Raw genomic sequence first — 15,548 nt, forward strand, 5'->3', positions numbered from 1 at the left:
GGAAAAACCCAGATGGCATTTTTCCCGGTGGTCTTGATATGGTCCGCCCCGCGACCAAGTTCAAGCCATCAAAAGACCCGCCCAAAAAGACCAGGTCGTGGACTCACAGGAATGATCGACATGGCGCTTGAAACGGCCAGCAGATGCAAGGAGAAGCGCGCAGGTCGGGATTGTCTTCCCCGGTCGAGCGGTTCGACTTGGCAGCCCGCAGCCGCTTCGGCGTCATCCCGGATTCATCCCAAGTCCACGGCTTCGCCAAACAAGGAATTGAAATGCCTCAATTACGCAAGATCATCATCGACACGGATCCCGGCCAGGATGACGCCGTCGCCATATTGCTGGCACTCGGCAGCTCCGAGCTGGAGATCGTCGGCATCACAGCCGTTGCCGGCAACGTGCCGCTGAAGCTTACCGAAAAGAATGCCCGCAAGGTCTGCGAGTTGGCCGGCCGGCCGGACATCAAGGTCTATGCCGGCGCTATCCGGCCGTTGATGCGCGAGCTGGTCACCGCCGAGGAAGTGCATGGCAAGACCGGTCTCAACGGGCCGCAATTGCCCGAACCGACGATGAAGCTGCAGGACCAGTATGCCGTCGATTTCATCGTCGAGACGCTGATGAAGGAAGAGAGCGGCACCATCACGCTTTGCGCGCTCGGCCCGCTCACCAACATTGCGCTGGCGCTGATCCGCGAACCGCGGATCGCACCGCGCATCAAGGAAATCGTGCTGATGGGCGGTGGCTTCTTCGAAGGCGGCAATGTCACGCCGTCCGCCGAGTTCAACATCTATGTCGATCCGCAAGCCGCCGACGTCGTGCTCAAATCCGGCATTCCGATCGTGATGATGCCGCTCGACGTCACCCACAAGGTGCTGACCACCGCCAAGCGCACGCAGGCCTTCCGCGAACTCGGCACCAAGGTCGGCACGGCGACCGCCGACATGCTGGAATTCTTCGAGCGCTTCGACGAGGAGAAATACGGCACCGACGGCGGGCCGCTGCACGACCCCTGCGTCATCGCCTATCTGTTGAAGCCGGAGCTGTTCAAAGGCCGCAACTGCAATGTCAGCGTTGAAACCACCTCGGAACTGACCATGGGGATGACCGTCATCGACTGGTGGGGCGTCACCAAGCGGCCGAAGAACGCCATGGTGATGCGCGACATCGACCATGATAGCTTCTTTGCGCTGCTGGTCGAGAGGCTGGGGCGGCTTTAGGGCCGACTTTCACCTTCTCCCCTTGTGGGAGAAGGTGGCCGAGCGAAGCTCGGTCGGATGAGGGGTGTTCCAGAAAACACCAACGCCTCATTTCTTCCAGCACCCCTCAACCGTCTCGCCGCTGCGCGCCGATCCACCTTCTCCCACAAGGGGAGAAGGAAGGCGTTACTTACTTCGACCGCGAAAACGCCAGCCACAGGCCGCCGCCGACCAGGAAGCTGYCGCTGATCCTGGACATCAGCTTGATGCGGCTGGCCGACAGCAGGCGCCCGGCGCGGCCAGCGGCCAGTGCATAAGTCGAATCCGAGATGGCGGCGAAGATCATGGCGGTGAGGCCCATGACGACGATCTGTAGCGAGTAGTTGCCCTGAGGCGCGATGAACTGCGGAAAGAAGGCGCCGAAGAACACCAGCGTCTTGGGGTTGCTGAGCGCCACCAGCAGGCCCTGCAGGAAGAAGCCGCCGCGCGGTTTCCTTGCCGTTCCGTCGGCGTTCAGCGTGCCCTTGGAACGGAACATCTGCACGCCCATCCAGATCAGATAGGCGGCGCCGATCAGCCGCACCCATTCGAACCAGTGGCCCATGCCCGAGATCAGCGTGTTGAGGCCGATGCCGACAATGGCGATCATCACGGCAAGCCCGGCCTGCGTGCCGGCGACATTGGCGAGCCCGGCGCGGGAGCCATGGCGGATGCTGTTGGCGATGATCAGCGTGACCGTTGGACCGGGCACCAGGATGATGACGATGCAAGCGAGGACATAGGCGGCGTAGAGTTCCAGCGACATGATTTTTCCTCAAGGATGCCGCCGGGGCGGCGCGGACTGACGACAATCAATGCATGGCAGCGCAGCCGGTGCAAGGCGGTACGGAAGCGCCGCGATACGCCAATGCTCCGGTTCAGGCGCCAGCCTGCCAGGGCAGCGTTGCCTCATAGGCGGCTGCCGCTCGGAGCACGGCAAGATCGCCGCGTGGCCGGCCGATCAACTGCATGCCCATCGGCCGGCCCTTGTCGTCGAAGCCGACCGGCACGTTGACCGCCGGGCAGCCGCCCAGGGTGGCGAATGCGGAAACCTGCATCCAGCGGTGGTAGCTGTCCATCGCCCGTCCGGCGACCTCGCGCGGCCACGGCGTGCCGACTTCGAAGGGGAAGACCTGCGCGGTCGGTAGCGCGATCAGGTCAAAGCGGTCGAAGATCGACAGCAGCGTGCGATGCCAGGATGTGCGGATGACCGAGGCCGCGCGGATCTGCGGCGCCGTCAGTCGCATCGCGTTCTCGACCTCCCAGACGGCTTCCGGCTTGAGCAGGCCACGCTTCGAGGGATCGTCATAGTGGGTTTTGAGCGCACAGCCGCTGCTGGCCTGGCGCAGTGTGACAAAAGCCTGCCACAGCGCTTCGAAATCGAAATCCGGCTGCAGAGGCTGCCGGGGGAAGGAGGATGCATCCGCCAACCGGCCGAGCGCTGTCTCGCAGAGATCGAGAATCCCGGCTTCGATCGGCAGATGACCACCGAGGTCGCCGAACCAGGCGATGCGGCCGCCAGTCGTCCCTGTCGCAAGCCCATCGAGGAACGAGCCAGGTTTCTCATAGGACAATGGCGCTTGCAGATGATAACCCGCCTGCACGTCGAGCAGCAGGGCCATGTCGCGGACGTTGCGGCCCATCGGCCCATCGACACCCATCTGCGCATGAAAGACCTCGACGTCGGGTCCGCCGGGAACTAGCCCTTGCGACGGGCGGAAGCCAAAAACATTGTTCCAGGCCGCCGGGTTGCGCAGCGAGCCGCCAAAGTCGCTGCCATCGGCGACAGGCAGCATATCCAGCGCCAGCGCCACCGCCGCGCCACCGCTCGAGCCGCCGGCGGTCAGCGCCGGATCGAAGGCGTTCAGCGTCGGCCCGAACACATTGTTGTAGGTGTTGGAGCCAAGCCCGAATTCCGGAACGTTGGTCTTGCCGATGATGATGGCGCCGGCGTTGCGGATACGCTCGACGAAGAAATCATCCTCCTGCGGCACGAAGTCGGCGAAGATCGGCGAGCCGAGCGAGGTCCTGAGGCCAGTGGTCGAGGCGAGGTCCTTGATAGCGATCGGCAGGCCGAACAACGAGCCGGTTTCGGCATCCGCCCGTCGGGCATCGGCAGCGTCGGCCTCGCGCAGGATGTCGCCACGGTCGCGCAAGGAGACGATGGCGTTGACCAGCGGGTTGACCGCCTCGATCCGGTCGAGGAATGCCGTCACCACCTCGCGGACGGAAAGTTTCCTTTGGCGGATCGCGTCGGCAAGCGCGACCGCGGACAGGCGACAGATGTCGCTGGCCGGCGCCACGGCATGTTTCGTCTGAGGGCGCAGCATCTCAGCGCGTTTCCTGCAATGCCTGGTCGACATCCTTGGCCAGCGGAATCGCCGGCTGGGCGCCTGGCTTCAGGCAGGCCAGCGAGCCCGCCGCGCCGGCGCGCGCCAGCGCCTGTTCGAGCGCCAGGCCGGACGACAGGCCGGCGGCGAAGTAACCGCAGAACGTGTCGCCGGCGCCGACCGTGTCGACAGGGGTGATCTTCATTGCCGGAACGGTCAGGAAATCGCTTGGCGTCGCCGCCATCACGCCGTCGCCGCCGAGCGTCACGACGATGGTGCGGCCGGTCTTCCCGGCATAGTCGCGCATGCGCGCCGCCCGGTCGCGGCCGTTGAGCGACAGCGCCTCGCCATAGAGGTCGAATTCGGTTTCGTTGGCGACTGCATAATCGGCCTTGGCAAGAAAGGCCGCTGCTTCGCCCTGGAAAGGCGCGGTGTTGAGCACGGTGATGGCGCCAGCCGCCCTTGCCTGGTCGAGCGCGGCACCGACGGTCGCCAGCGGGATCTCATGTTGCAGGAGTACGATATCGCCCTTTTTGAAGAAGGCTTTTGAGAGGTCGCCGGGCAATACGGACGCGTTGGCGCCCGGCACCACGGCGATGATGTTCTCGCCGTCGTCGCCGACCATGATCAGGGCTGTGCCCGTCGACGCAAAAGTCTCGGCGACGCCGGACAGATCGACCTTGCCGTCGCGCAGCAATGCCAGCGCCTCGGCGGCGAAGCTGTCCTTGCCGACGGCGCCGACCATGCGCACCGGGGCGCCGGCGCGTGCTGCCGCCAGCGCCTGGTTGGCGCCTTTGCCGCCGGGCGCGGTGGCAAAGGTCGAGCCGGCTACTGTTTCGCCAGGGCTCGGCAAGCGGTCGACATTGGCGATCAGGTCGAGGTTGATCGAGCCGATAACGATAATCAAGCAAGGCCTCCTGCCAGCACGAATTCAAAAACTGGAGTGTCTTTTGAGCGTCCGGGCGAACGCAGGTCGTTCCTATTGCGCGGGAAGCTAGCCTGTAAGGCCGCGGCTTGCCAGACCACGCGAATGGTCCAGCTCGATTTGTGCCTATTCACAGCGCACGGTGACCGTGCCCTGGTAGTTGCCGGCGGGAAAGATACCGCTCGACTTGGTGGCGGTGAGGTCGACCTGCATGGGGTGGGTGCCGTTGACGACACGCTGCGGCACGCTTCCGGAGGTGTCGACGCCGGTGCCGTCGAGGCGGTAGACGGTGCTGAAGTTGACGTTGGTACCGCCGCCGCTTGGCGCTGACGAGAACGAGGCGGGCGCCGGCGCGGAAACGGAATAACAGTCGAGCAGGTTGAGCAAGGTGCAAAGCAGCGAACTGGCGGTGATGGTGGCGGTCGCACTCGACCCGCCTGCCTGTTTGGAGCCCAGGATGCTGATGGCAGGATTTGCGGTCATCGTTCCCGACGCCCCGACCATGATGGTGCAGGTGCCGATGATCGCCGCTCGCGCCGGAAGGCAGAGGCCGGCAAGTGCCGCGGTCGCAAGCAGCGCGCGGCTATTTCTTCTTCTTTTTCTTGCCATCGCCATTTCCGGTCCTGATGCTCCAGCCCTCGTTGGCCCATCCGGGTGATGCGACCGCGGGAGCGGGAGCGCTGGTGGCCACGCTCGCCGTCGGGCCGTCGGCGCCGAGGCCCATTTTGAGGAGTTTCAGCTCCAGTTGCAGGCGCTCGACCTCAAGCTCGTAAAGACGGCTGCAATCGACGCGCTTGGGCGAGCGCCCGATCGGGATCACCACGCGGCCGTAGGTGGCGAGGTCATTGTTCGACCGGTTGTTGCCTCTGATGACGCCGAGGTCGACATAGGCGCCGGTACCCGATACCGCCGAACGGCAGGTGGTGCCGTCGGAAGCGTGGACCTCGTCCTGCCCCTGAGGCAAGGTTACGCCGGGCAGGTTGAAGCCGCTCTCATTCTGGTTGAGATTGTAGACATCCTCGGCCAGAACCGGCGAAATCCCCGCAGACATCGCTGCAAGTGCGACTGTCAGGATTTGCGGTGCCCAAAAAACTTGCCGCATATCTGTGCCTTTATCTGCGTCTGTTGATTGGGAAAGGGGATGCTTTCGGTACAGATACGCACTTTGCGCTCGGCAGCGCCGCCGAAGGGCACGACCACAAGGACAGGACGGGAAGCCTGGGAAGCCAATTGGAAGGAAATCGGAGAGATCCTGGCGGCCACCGGCTGAAAATCCTGATCGTAGACGTGGATTTCGACCCTGATCTTCTGGTCGTAGGGATTGGCCGGGAATACGCGGACCGCGAAGACGTCAGTGAAGCTGTTGACCTCGCCTCGCATCGGCGACATCGACTGGGCAGCGGCGGCAATGGGCATCAGGCCGACGGCCAGCGCCGTCGCCAAGGTTCGAGCATGTGTCAAAGGCCCCTCCTTCCGAGAGCTTATTCGCAGCGCACAGTCACCGTTGCCTGATAGTTTCCGGAGGCGAAGCGGTTGCTGCCGCCCTTGGTGCCGGCGAGGTTGACCGAGACGAGGTCAGCGCCGGGTGTGCCGAGGCTGGTGGCCGAGCCGGTCTCGGCGATGGAGTGCGTACCGGCGGCGGAGTAGGTCGGTGTCCAGGTGGTCGACGTCGTGTCGGCAGCCGGCACAGTGGTGATGGTGACCGGGTCTACGCTGAGCGATACGCCTCCAGTGGTGGTCAGCGTGACCGTTCCGGCCAAGCCGCCGCTGTTGTGCGAGCTTAGCGACTGAAGATCGGGGCTCACCGTCATCGTGCCGTTGGTGGCGACCACAAGCGTGCAGGTTGCGGTGATCGTGCCATTGAAAATGACATTTTGCGTTGTGGCCAATGCGGACTGTTCAATACAGGCGACCAGCAGGGCTGCGCCGAAGACGGCGCGAAACGATGTCATCGAGACCTCCCATTAAGCCGGATAGTCCGAATTAATATGGGTCATCATCACTTTATCGTAGTTAATTTAGAGTTAACTTGAACAATTGCTTAAAATAACAATCGCTAAACCAGAGGTTGCTTTTGGTTGCAATCAAGAAAATCCGATGCAATAATCGCACTTATACTTGATAAGTCCGGCATTTATAGATTCTGCGGGGGGTTCTTGGAAAATCGACATTCACGACGACACTTGCCCTGCTTCCCAACCCAGAATGGCTCGCTTGCGGGTCAGACCCCAGTGATAGCCGGTGAGGTCGCCGGACTTGCCGATGGCGCGGTGGCAGGGAACCACGAAAGAGAGCGGGTTGGCGCCGTTGGCGGCACCGACGGCACGGCTGGCGCTCGGCGCGCCGATGCTGGCGGCGATCGAGGAATAGGTGCGGGCCTTGCCCATCGGTATGTTGAGCAGCGCCTCCCAGACGCGAACCTGGAAGTCGGTGCCGATCATGACGACATGCAGCGGCTGGTCGGGGCGCCACAGCGTCGGGTCGAAGATGCGCGCCGCATAGGGCCCCGTCGCGGCCATGTCCTCGACATAGATGGCGTTCGGCCAGCGGCTGGACATGTCGGCGAAGGCGGCGCGTTCCTCACCCGGATCACTGAAGGCGAGGCCGGCAAGTCCGCGGTCGGTAGCCATGATCAGGGCAGTGCCGAACGGCGAGGGGTGGTAGCCGTAGCGGATGGTGAGGCCTGCGCCGCGCGTCTTGTAGTCGCCCGGCGACATCGCTTCATGGGTAACGAAGAGGTCGTGCAGCCGGCCGGGGCCGGACATGCCCAGCTCGAACGACGTTTCGAGCAGCGGCATGCCTGAATCCAGCAGCTTGCGGGCATGGTCCAGTGTCACCGCCTGCAGGAAGGCTTTTGGCGACAGGCCGGCCCAGCGGGTGAAGAGTTTCTGCAGGCCAGTCGGAGTCTCGCCGACCTCTTCGGCCAGTTCTTCCAGCGATGGCTGGTCGCGATAGTCGAGGCTGATCTTCTCGATGGCGCGGCGCACGATTTCGTAGTCGCTGCCTTCGGGCGTGATGTCCTTTTTGAGAACGGCCGTCTGTGTGCTCATGGAACTGTCTCCTTGGGCAGGAATATCGCCCCTTGGGGCGTCGATCGCCACCCGAAACTTGCCTTCTTGCGGCGCGTACCCAGATAGACTCGGGTTTTCGAGAGCCTGTTCCATCCCGATGAGGTCGGGATGGGGCTCTGTCTGTTTGTATAAGCATGATCTTTCCCGAAAACCGGATTCCACTTTTCGGGATCATGCTCTGACTAGGAATCGCACATGGCTGGCGAGAAGATACATCTGACCGGGGAAAAGGGGACGTTGCTGTTGACGCTCTACGGCAAGGCTCTGGAGAGCAGGTTGCCGGATACGCTGCTCGGGGATCATTTCGCCGACGAGGCGGTGCGCAAGATCGACTACGATTTCTCCAGGCTCAAGGTCGACACCAATCTTGGCGTCGGCCTGGCGATCAGGGCAAAGACGCTGGATGTTCATGTTCAGGACTTTCTCGCGAGAAATCCCTACGCCATCGTGTTGCATCTGGGATGCGGGCTCGATACGCGCATATTTCGTGTCGATCCGCCACAGGGCGTGGACTGGTTTGATGTCGACTACCCTGAAGTCATCGAGCTCAGACGCAAGCTGTACCCGTCCCGGGCCCATTGCCGTCTGATCGCCTCGTCGGTGACCGAACCGGATTGGCTGGCCTCTGTGCCGCGCAATCGCCCGGCCATCGTGGTGGCGGAAGGCCTGACGCCCTATCTCCCTGCCAACGAGGGACCACGCCTGTTTGCGCGGCTCGTCTCGCATCTTGCCAGTGGCGAACTGATGTTCGACGCCTACAGCCGTTTTGGCCTGAAGCTGCTTCGCCTCAATCCGGCCATCAAGGCGACGGGTGCCCAGGTGTATTGGGCGATCGACGATCCGCACGACCTGGAACTGGCCGTCCCAAAGCTACGGTTCGTCGATGACATCTCCGCCTACAAGCCTGAACACGCCGCCCGCATGGGCTGGGTCGCGAAGCTGTTCGTCCGTCTTTGGAGATACATTCCAGCCCTGCGCAAGGTCGGCAGGCTGTTGCGCTACCGGTTCTAGGATCAGCGTGCCTTGGCGGTCGCAAGCGCCCGCGAAAAGGCGGTGGCGAAGGTCTCGCGATCGTCGGGATTCAGGAACCCGCCGATCGGCACGTTCAGCCCCTGTGCTTCCACCGTCATCCTGGTGATACCGATTTCGGCGTGACGGGCGACCGAAAACCGCGCCCAGAACGGGTTGAAGCGATGCGCTTCCGATTTTCCGGATGGCGCGGTCTTGCGGATGTCGAGGCTGGTGCGCGAGACCGACACCTCCTCGCGGGCACGCGCGGCACGATAGTTGGCGCGGAAAGCGATGTAGACGGCGACCACGTCGAGGCCGAGGAAGCCGAACACCGGCCAGGCACCACGCGACAGGAAAAAGGCGCCTGTCACCAGCCAGCCGAACAGCAGCGCGCCCATCAGCAAGGCAAAGCCGGTTTTGCCCAGGGACCGGTGCGGGGTCAGCAGCGCCCGAAAGAATGGCTCGTCGGCCTGAAATGAGGCGTTTGTGTCGCTCATGGCGGGATATTATAGGAAGGAAATGGCGAGCCCCAAGTCCAAAGAATCATCCATGCCCAAAAATGAGCTGTTGCCCGGCCGGCGGGACGGGTCGAACGCCAAGCCGCGTCCGCGGCCGGTGCGGCGTTCGTCGCGCTACAGCGCGGCCGAAGTGCACGAGATCTTCCGGCGTTTTGCCGTCCAGCGGCCTGAGCCGAAGGGCGAGCTCGAACATGTCAACGCCTTCACATTGCTGGTGGCGGTGGTGCTGTCGGCGCAGGCGACCGATGCCGGCGTCAACAAGGCGACGCGGGCGCTGTTCAAGGCCGCCGATACACCGCAAAAGATGCTGGCGCTGGGTGAAGCCAAGGTTGGCGACTATATCAGAACCATCGGGCTGTGGCGCAACAAGGCCAAGAACGTGATGGCGCTGTCGCAGGCGCTGATCCGCGACCATGGCGGCGATGTGCCTGACGACCGGGATCAACTGGTCAAGCTGCCGGGGGTCGGGCGCAAGACCGCCAATGTCGTGCTCAACATGGCCTTCGGCCAGCACACGATGGCGGTCGACACCCACATCTTCCGCATCGGCAACCGGCTCGGGCTGGCGCCCGGCAAGACGCCGGAACAGGTCGAGCAGGGACTGTTGAAGATCATCCCGGACGAATACATGCGCCACGCGCATCACTGGCTGATCCTGCATGGCCGCTATGTCTGCAAGGCCCGTAAGCCGGATTGCCCGGCCTGCGTCATCGCCGACATCTGCAAGGCGCAGGAGAAGACGACCAGCATTCCGGCGCCGCTGGTGCCGATAGCTCCGCTTGAAACGGTTGCCGCCAGCGATCAGTAGCCGTAGCCGCGTGCCATCGCGGCGGCGAAGACCGGGATCAGCAGGAAGATGAACGCCTCGGCGCGGACATAGGTCTTGATGGATGCAAGCTCGGCTGCCGGCACCAGGAACGAGGGATTGGCGCCTGCCTGCCTGTTCCAGGAGATGAAGCGGACGGTCGGGATGATCGACAGCAGGCCGACGATACCAAACGCCGCCATCTTGGCCCAGAACACCCAGTTGTAGACGTAGAATTCCCAACCCTTGAGGCCATAGAAGACGCGGCCGATGCCGACGATGATGATCAGCGCGGCGATGATCCCATAATGACGGTCGATGCCGGCGAGCCGCTTGAGCGTGGCGGCGGCCAGGTCGCCGCGGATCAGCACGAATTCGGCGCCGATGATCCCTGCTAGCGAAAACGCCAGCAGATGGTGGACGATGGCAAGCACGAGATCGGTGGTGTCCATGCTTTTTCCCTGGGTTTGACGGCACAAGCCCGTGCCTGAAAGGATTGCGCTTGCAGATGCTGAATCAGCCTGTCGCGAAAATAGCATCGTCGCGCCGAATTCCCATAGCGGAGCTTGAGACCATGTTGCCCGCATGGGTGCCCGTCGTATTTGTGGCGCGGCTTAGCGCGATTTTCTCGCCTGGAAGATGATATGCCCTGCCTTGGCCCTTGCCTGGCCAGGGCAATTTGCTACGCGCCGGGTAGATAAGCGAGGCAATCCCATGAACAATCCGCGAGCGACCATCGCCCCTGTGATCGAGACGCAGCGAACCATCCTGCGGGCACACCGGCTGGGAGATTTCGACGCCTATGCCGTGATGTGGACCGATCCCGTGGTCACCCGTTTCATCGGCGGCAAGCCGCGCACGCGTGAAGAAAGCTGGATGCGCTTCCTGCGTCATGCCGGCCTGTGGTCGCTGCTCGGCTACGGCTTCTGGGCGATCGAGGAAAAGGCGACGGGCCGTTTCATCGGCGAGGCCGGGTTTCACGACCTGAAGCGCGATATGCAGCCGTCGATCGAAGGCATTCCCGAGGCCGGCTGGGCGCTCGCTCCGGCCATTCATGGCGCAGGCTTCGCCACCGAGGTGGTTGGCCGCGTCCTGGCATGGGGCGAAGAGACTTTCGGGTCCGCGAGGACCGTTTGCATTATCGATCCGGAAAACGCCGCGTCGCTGAACGTTGCGACGAAGTGCGGCTACCGGGAAGTGGTGCGGACCACCTACCATGACACCCCGACCATTCTGCTGGAGCGACTGCCCTGAGCGGCGTCATCGACTGGAGATCCCCGCGCGGCCAAGCATAGATCGCAGTGCGCCTGTCGCCAGCAATGACGACGAGGCGGGCCGTGCCAAGAACCGCCGTGTGGTTCTGGTCAAATTTGAACTGAGGCAGCTCCGGCTGCGGCGCCTTCGACCCCACTACGACACGGCGTCTGCGGCGAGGCTCGCCTGCTCGAGCATGGAGGCGTCCTCGCCGAAGGCGCGGGTGGCGCGCGCCGCCGCCTCGAGCAGCGGGCGTTTCATGCGCTGAAGGAACGCGGCGTCGACGCGCGAACTGGGGCCGGCCAGCGTCAAGGCGCCGAGCAGGGCCCGGCCCGGACCGAACACCGGCGCCGACACGCCCGCCGTCTCTGGGTCGCGGTCGCCGACGGCGAGACAGTTGCAGGTCTTGCGGATGGTCTCGTAGGGTTCGCCCTGCTGGCCGGAAAACGCCGCAAGCACGCGGCCGCCCGACCCAACCAGCAGAGGCAGCACGTCGCCTTCGCGTATCGTGTAGCGGATCGGGTGCTTGGATTCGACGCGGTAGAGACAGGTGCGGACGTCGCCCGAGCGAACATAGAAGGCAACGCTCTCCCAGCTTCGCTCGGATAGGTCGCGCATGATCGGCAACAGGATGTCGACCGCCACCACCGAACGCTGATAGAGCGCGCCGAGCCGGAAAGTGGCGGGTCCTACACGGTAGCGGCCATCGTCCAGGCGCTCGAGCAACTGCCCGCGCAACAGGGAATGCGCAAGCCGCAGGATGGTGCTCTTGTAGAGGCCGGTACGGGCCGCGATTTCGGCCAGGCTGAGCGACCGGTCGGCCTTGGTGAAGGCGTCGAGGATGGCGATTGCCCGATCAAGCGCGGCAACCCCTTCGGTAGCCGCGTGCCGGATGTCTGGATCAGCCGATCTGCTTGATGAGTCCATTGCGGTTTCCCAATTCGGAAGGTCCTAAGCAGACACCGCTGGCTTCGCCAACGCGTCGTCTGCTCAGGTTTCTTCGTTTGCCGCAGGTTCTTGTCGCAAAACCGCGGGACACTTTTGCGGAACCTGCTTGGCGGAGCCATTGTGTCGCGCTGCCGGTGCGTTCTGTCTAGTAGAATATCGTTCCCGTTGACAGAACTCGGTAACATCTGCTTGAACTCGATTACGGGTCTGGATTCAGGCGCGTTTTGGCAGGCACCGGAGGAGGTGTCGTGATCTGGAGGAATCCCATGCTGAACAGACGCAGATTTTTGATAAGCACGGCCGCCGCAGGCGCTGCCGGCTTTGCAGGACTTCATCAATCTCCCGCTTTCGCCGAAGGCGCGCCGCAGATCCAGATTTTCGTGCCGGCGGCACCTGGCGGCGGCTGGGATCAGACAGGGCGCACGATGGATCAGGTGCTGCGCAGCGAAAAGCTGATCTCCGGCTCGCAGATCACCAATGTCGGCGGCGCCGGCGGCACGGTCGGGCTGCCGCAGTTCATCAACCAATGGAACGGCAAAGGCAATTCGCTGATGGTTGCCGGCATGGTCATGGTCGGCGCGATCATCGCCAACAAGGCTGCCAACAATCTGACGCAAGTCACGCCGATCGCGCGCCTTACCGGCGAGTTCGAGGCCTTGGTGGTGCCGGCGGAGTCGCCGTTCAAGACCGCAGCTGATTTCGTCGCCGCACTCAAGGCCGATCCGACAAAGGTTCCTGTCGCTGGCGGCTCGGCCGGCGGTTCGGATCACATCCTGTTTGGGCTGATTGCCAAGACCGTCGGCGTGCCTGCGACAAGCCTGTCCTACGTGCCGTTCGCCGGCGGCGGCGAGGCACTGTCGGCGCTGCTCGGCAATCAGGTGGCGGCCGGCATCTCCGGCTTCGGCGAGTTCTCCGAGCAGGTCAAGGCGGGCGCGCTGCGGCTGCTTGCCATCTCGGCCGACAAGCGCCAGGACGGCATCGACGCGCCGACGCTGAAGGAAGCTGGCATCGATGTCGAGCTGTTCAACTGGCGCGGGGTCTTCGCACCTCCCGGAGTTTCCGATGCCGACAAGGCGGCGATGATCACGCTGGTCGAGAGCATGGCCAAGAGCGATGCCTGGGCGACCGAGTGCAAGAACCGCAACTGGACGCAGATCCTGCTCACCGGCGACGATTATGCGAAATTCGTGGCCGAGGATACGGCCCGCATCGAGGCCATCCTGAAAGACCTCGGGCTCGCCTGATCTTCCCAAAAAAGGGGCGGCGCTCGCCGCCCCTTCTCGCATGGAATGCAAAGCCGGCACTGCGGTGAGGACCGGCCGTGCGGTGCCGGGCATCTTGGCCAGCTATCCTGGCCAGTATTCTTGGGGAGGACAATCATGAGCAGCAGTGACCAGCAGGTGGCGCCGTCGCGCCTTGCCGTGCCGGAATTGTTGATCGGCGTCGGGCTTCTGGCCTGCGCCGGCGCTGTAGCCTGGCAGACGCTGGCGATCCCGGTGTCGCCGCTCTACTCCAAGGTCGGTCCGACCGTCTTTCCCTACCTCACCATGGTCGGTCTTGTGGTGCTTTCCCTGTTGCTCATCCTCGCTGCGCTTCGCGGCGGCTGGCAGCCGGAGGAGGAAAAGGAAACGCCGACCGACTGGAAGGCGATGGGTTTCGTCGTCATCGGCCTCGTCGCCAATCTGCTGCTGATCCAGCCGCTGGGCTTCACGGCGGCATCCGTAATCATGTTCGTTCTGGTCTGCTACGGCTTCGGCAGCAAGCGCACGCTGCGCGACGTAGGGCTCGGCCTGATCCTGGCGCTGGCCGCCTATTTCGGCTTCGCCAGGGCGCTCGGCGTCAACATCGGCGCCGGCTTCATCGAGAACCAGCTGAACACGGTGATCGATGCGATCATCGGCACGTTTGGAGCCTGACGCCATGGAAACGCTCGGCCATCTCGGACACGGCTTCTCGGTAGCCTTCACCCCAGTCAATCTTCTGTGGTGCCTGCTCGGCACCACGCTCGGCACCGCCATCGGCGTGCTGCCCGGTCTCGGGCCGGCGCTGACCATCGCCCTGCTTTTGCCGATCACCTACCAGGTGGCGCCGGAGGCCTCTTTCATCCTGTTCGCCGGCATCTATTACGGCGCCATGTATGGCGGCTCGACAACGTCGATCCTGCTCAACACGCCCGGCGAAAGCGCCACGATCGTCACCGCGCTGGAAGGCAACAAGATGGCGCGATCCGGCCGCGGCGGGGCGGCACTTGCCACCTCGGCGATTGGTTCCTTCGTCGCGGGCACCATTGGCACCTTGGGCGTCGCCTTCCTGGCGCCCGTGGTGGTCAAATTCGCGCTCGCCTTCGGCCCGGCCGAATATTTCTCGCTGATGGTATTGGCCTTCATCACGGTTTCGGCGGTGCTCGGCTCCTCGTCCGTGCGCGGCCTCACCAGCCTGTTCGCCGGCTTCGTCATCGGCATGATCGGCGTCGACCTGCAGACCGGCCAGCCGCGCTTCACCTTCGGCATGACCGAACTGCTTGACGGCGTCGACGTCATCATCTGCGCCGTCGGCCTGTTCGCCGTCGGCGAGACACTCTACATGGCCTCGCGCCGCTATGCCGGCAAGGACGAGATCGTGCCGCTGAGGGGCTCGCTCTACATGACAACAGCCGAATGGGCGCGATCGTGGAAACCCTGGCTGCGCGGTGCGGCGATCGGCTTTCCGATCGGCGCCATGCCGGCAGGCGGCGCCGAAATCCCGACCTTCCTGTCCTACGCAATCGAAAAGAAGCTGTCGAACCACAAGGAAGAATTCGGTACCGTCGGCGCCATCGAAGGCGTCGCCGGCCCCGAAGCCGCCAACAATGCGTCCGCCGCCGGCGTGCTGGTGCCGATGCTGACGCTCGGCCTGCCGACCTCGGCGACGGCGGCGATCATGCTGTCGGCGTTCCAGAGCTACGGCATCAATCCGGGGCCGCTGCTTTTGACTACGCAGGGCGACCTCGTCTGGGGACTGATCGCCAGCCTGTTCATCGCCAACGTCATCCTCGTCATCCTCAACCTGCCGCTGATCGGGCTGTGGGTGCGGCTGTTGAAGATCCCGGCGCCGCAGCTCTATGCCGGCATCCTGGTGTTCGCCACGGTCGGCACCTATGGCATCTCGCAATCGCCTATCGACCTGGTCATCCTCTATCTCCTGGGGGCGGCCGGGTTCCTGATGCGGCGCTTCGATTTCCCGACCGCGCCGGTCATCATCGGCATGATCCTGGGGCCACTCGCCGAAACCCAGTTCCGCCGGGCGATGACCATCTCGAATGGTGACTGGTCGGTGTTCTACAAGCATCCGCTGTCGCTGACGCTGCTGACGCTCGCCTTCATCGGCCTGGTCGGGCCGCATATCTGGGCCTATGTCGAGCACCGCCGGCGGCGCGGACCGGAGCATGTGCCGGGCGATGCCTGATCGATTTGAG

The 15,548-nt window shown here is 63.7% G+C and carries 18 protein-coding genes; 7 read left to right on the forward strand and 11 right to left on the reverse strand.

Annotated elements, in window-relative coordinates:
* Positions 1 to 272: 272 nt before the first annotated feature.
* On the forward strand, positions 273 to 1,214 hold the full coding sequence (locus AC1DZP_RS28055) for a nucleoside hydrolase (RefSeq protein WP_477306896.1): 942 nt from the start codon (positions 273 to 275) through the stop codon (positions 1,212 to 1,214).
* Positions 1,215 to 1,383: 169 nt separating this feature from the next.
* On the opposite strand, the gene AC1DZP_RS28060 is transcribed toward AC1DZP_RS28055, so the two are convergent.
* The 8 genes from AC1DZP_RS28060 to AC1DZP_RS28095 all read right to left on the reverse strand — a co-directional run bounded on the left by AC1DZP_RS28060 (position 1,384) and on the right by AC1DZP_RS28095 (position 7,537).
* Positions 1,384 to 1,998 (reverse strand): LysE family translocator, encoded by a 615-nt coding sequence (locus AC1DZP_RS28060; protein ID WP_477306898.1) that lies wholly within the window; start codon positions 1,996 to 1,998, stop codon positions 1,384 to 1,386.
* A 112-nt stretch (positions 1,999 to 2,110) separates the two neighbouring features.
* Positions 2,111 to 3,562, reverse strand: coding sequence for an amidase (locus AC1DZP_RS28065; RefSeq protein WP_477306900.1), 1,452 nt, complete (start codon positions 3,560 to 3,562; stop codon positions 2,111 to 2,113).
* Between the two features lies 1 nt (position 3,563).
* Complete coding sequence (locus AC1DZP_RS28070) at positions 3,564 to 4,469, reverse strand: ribokinase (protein WP_095084703.1); 906 nt, start codon at positions 4,467 to 4,469, stop codon at positions 3,564 to 3,566.
* Positions 4,470 to 4,613: 144 nt separating this feature from the next.
* Entirely contained in the window at positions 4,614 to 5,096 is a 483-nt protein-coding gene (locus AC1DZP_RS28075; protein WP_457151907.1) for a hypothetical protein, read from the reverse strand.
* On the reverse strand, positions 5,071 to 5,589 hold the full coding sequence (locus AC1DZP_RS28080; RefSeq protein WP_457151908.1) for a hypothetical protein: 519 nt from the start codon (positions 5,587 to 5,589) through the stop codon (positions 5,071 to 5,073). The genes AC1DZP_RS28075 and AC1DZP_RS28080 overlap by 26 nt, the downstream gene beginning before the upstream one ends.
* Positions 5,556 to 5,948: a hypothetical protein gene (locus AC1DZP_RS28085; RefSeq protein WP_477306903.1), complete on the reverse strand. Its 393-nt coding sequence runs from the start codon at positions 5,946 to 5,948 to the stop codon at positions 5,556 to 5,558. Before AC1DZP_RS28085 ends, AC1DZP_RS28080 begins: the two co-directional genes overlap by 34 nt.
* Positions 5,949 to 5,968: 20 nt before the next feature.
* The gene (locus AC1DZP_RS28090) at positions 5,969 to 6,439 is read right to left on the reverse strand and encodes a hypothetical protein (protein WP_457151910.1); all 471 of its coding nucleotides are present in this window, start codon (positions 6,437 to 6,439) and stop codon (positions 5,969 to 5,971) included.
* 219 nt (positions 6,440 to 6,658) lie between these two features.
* The gene (locus tag AC1DZP_RS28095) at positions 6,659 to 7,537 is read right to left on the reverse strand and encodes a methylated-DNA--[protein]-cysteine S-methyltransferase (RefSeq protein WP_457151911.1); all 879 of its coding nucleotides are present in this window, start codon (positions 7,535 to 7,537) and stop codon (positions 6,659 to 6,661) included.
* Between the two features lie 216 nt (positions 7,538 to 7,753).
* Here AC1DZP_RS28095 and AC1DZP_RS28100 point away from each other — a divergent pair, with 216 nt between their 5' ends.
* Positions 7,754 to 8,569, forward strand: coding sequence for a class I SAM-dependent methyltransferase (locus tag AC1DZP_RS28100; RefSeq protein WP_477306905.1), 816 nt, complete (start codon positions 7,754 to 7,756; stop codon positions 8,567 to 8,569).
* A gap of 2 nt (positions 8,570 to 8,571) precedes the next feature.
* Here the strand turns inward: AC1DZP_RS28100 and AC1DZP_RS28105 are convergent, their stop codons facing one another.
* A complete protein-coding gene (locus tag AC1DZP_RS28105) occupies positions 8,572 to 9,066 on the reverse strand; it encodes a DUF2244 domain-containing protein (RefSeq protein WP_477306907.1) in 495 nt (164 codons plus the stop codon).
* 22 nt (positions 9,067 to 9,088) lie between these two features.
* Between AC1DZP_RS28105 and nth the strand changes: the two genes are divergently transcribed.
* Positions 9,089 to 9,895, forward strand: a complete 807-nt coding sequence (gene nth / locus AC1DZP_RS28110) for an endonuclease III (RefSeq protein WP_477306963.1) — start codon at positions 9,089 to 9,091, stop codon at positions 9,893 to 9,895.
* Here nth and AC1DZP_RS28115 read toward each other — a convergent pair.
* A complete protein-coding gene (locus AC1DZP_RS28115; protein ID WP_477306909.1) occupies positions 9,889 to 10,344 on the reverse strand; it encodes a DUF2214 family protein in 456 nt (151 codons plus the stop codon). The two genes, nth and AC1DZP_RS28115, sit on opposite strands and share 7 nt — an antisense overlap.
* A 262-nt stretch (positions 10,345 to 10,606) precedes the next feature.
* On the opposite strand from AC1DZP_RS28115, the gene AC1DZP_RS28120 reads away from it, so the two are divergent.
* Positions 10,607 to 11,146, forward strand: a complete 540-nt coding sequence (locus tag AC1DZP_RS28120; RefSeq protein ID WP_477306911.1) for a GNAT family N-acetyltransferase — start codon at positions 10,607 to 10,609, stop codon at positions 11,144 to 11,146.
* A gap of 156 nt (positions 11,147 to 11,302) precedes the next feature.
* On the opposite strand, the gene AC1DZP_RS28125 is transcribed toward AC1DZP_RS28120, so the two are convergent.
* Positions 11,303 to 12,073, reverse strand: a complete 771-nt coding sequence (locus AC1DZP_RS28125; RefSeq protein WP_477306913.1) for an IclR family transcriptional regulator — start codon at positions 12,071 to 12,073, stop codon at positions 11,303 to 11,305.
* A gap of 287 nt (positions 12,074 to 12,360) precedes the next feature.
* Here AC1DZP_RS28125 and AC1DZP_RS28130 point away from each other — a divergent pair, with 287 nt between their 5' ends.
* From AC1DZP_RS28130 to AC1DZP_RS28140, 3 genes are all read left to right on the forward strand, one after another.
* On the forward strand, positions 12,361 to 13,338 hold the full coding sequence (locus AC1DZP_RS28130) for a Bug family tripartite tricarboxylate transporter substrate binding protein (RefSeq protein ID WP_477306915.1): 978 nt from the start codon (positions 12,361 to 12,363) through the stop codon (positions 13,336 to 13,338).
* 135 nt (positions 13,339 to 13,473) lie between these two features.
* On the forward strand, positions 13,474 to 14,010 hold the full coding sequence (locus AC1DZP_RS28135; RefSeq protein ID WP_284283708.1) for a tripartite tricarboxylate transporter TctB family protein: 537 nt from the start codon (positions 13,474 to 13,476) through the stop codon (positions 14,008 to 14,010).
* A 4-nt stretch (positions 14,011 to 14,014) separates the two neighbouring features.
* Positions 14,015 to 15,538 carry a tripartite tricarboxylate transporter permease gene (locus tag AC1DZP_RS28140; protein ID WP_477306917.1) on the forward strand — a complete coding sequence of 508 codons (1,524 nt, stop codon included), beginning with the start codon at positions 14,015 to 14,017 and terminating at the stop codon, positions 15,536 to 15,538.
* Positions 15,539 to 15,548: the final 10 nt, after the last annotated feature.

This window comes from Mesorhizobium sp. P2_F8, assembly GCF_056403655.1.

What these genes read in the sequence shown, in the direction of transcription:
- AC1DZP_RS28055 (WP_477306896.1), top strand. Translation starts at nt 273, where the DNA reads ATGCCTCAATTACGCAAGATCATCATCGACACGGATCCCGGCCAGGAT.
- AC1DZP_RS28065 (WP_477306900.1), bottom strand. Translation starts at nt 3,562, where the DNA reads ATGCTGCGCCCTCAGACGAAACATGCCGTGGCGCCGGCCAGCGACATC.
- AC1DZP_RS28075 (WP_457151907.1), bottom strand. Translation starts at nt 5,096, where the DNA reads ATGGCAAGAAAAAGAAGAAGAAATAGCCGCGCGCTGCTTGCGACCGCG.
- AC1DZP_RS28080 (WP_457151908.1), bottom strand. Translation starts at nt 5,589, where the DNA reads ATGCGGCAAGTTTTTTGGGCACCGCAAATCCTGACAGTCGCACTTGCA.
- AC1DZP_RS28090 (WP_457151910.1), bottom strand. Translation starts at nt 6,439, where the DNA reads ATGACATCGTTTCGCGCCGTCTTCGGCGCAGCCCTGCTGGTCGCCTGT.
- AC1DZP_RS28095 (WP_457151911.1), bottom strand. Translation starts at nt 7,537, where the DNA reads ATGAGCACACAGACGGCCGTTCTCAAAAAGGACATCACGCCCGAAGGC.
- AC1DZP_RS28100 (WP_477306905.1), top strand. Translation starts at nt 7,754, where the DNA reads ATGGCTGGCGAGAAGATACATCTGACCGGGGAAAAGGGGACGTTGCTG.
- AC1DZP_RS28105 (WP_477306907.1), bottom strand. Translation starts at nt 9,066, where the DNA reads ATGAGCGACACAAACGCCTCATTTCAGGCCGACGAGCCATTCTTTCGG.
- nth (WP_477306963.1), top strand. Translation starts at nt 9,089, where the DNA reads ATGGCGAGCCCCAAGTCCAAAGAATCATCCATGCCCAAAAATGAGCTG.
- AC1DZP_RS28115 (WP_477306909.1), bottom strand. Translation starts at nt 10,344, where the DNA reads ATGGACACCACCGATCTCGTGCTTGCCATCGTCCACCATCTGCTGGCG.
- AC1DZP_RS28120 (WP_477306911.1), top strand. Translation starts at nt 10,607, where the DNA reads ATGAACAATCCGCGAGCGACCATCGCCCCTGTGATCGAGACGCAGCGA.
- AC1DZP_RS28125 (WP_477306913.1), bottom strand. Translation starts at nt 12,073, where the DNA reads ATGGACTCATCAAGCAGATCGGCTGATCCAGACATCCGGCACGCGGCT.
- AC1DZP_RS28130 (WP_477306915.1), top strand. Translation starts at nt 12,361, where the DNA reads ATGCTGAACAGACGCAGATTTTTGATAAGCACGGCCGCCGCAGGCGCT.
- AC1DZP_RS28135 (WP_284283708.1), top strand. Translation starts at nt 13,474, where the DNA reads ATGAGCAGCAGTGACCAGCAGGTGGCGCCGTCGCGCCTTGCCGTGCCG.
- AC1DZP_RS28140 (WP_477306917.1), top strand. Translation starts at nt 14,015, where the DNA reads ATGGAAACGCTCGGCCATCTCGGACACGGCTTCTCGGTAGCCTTCACC.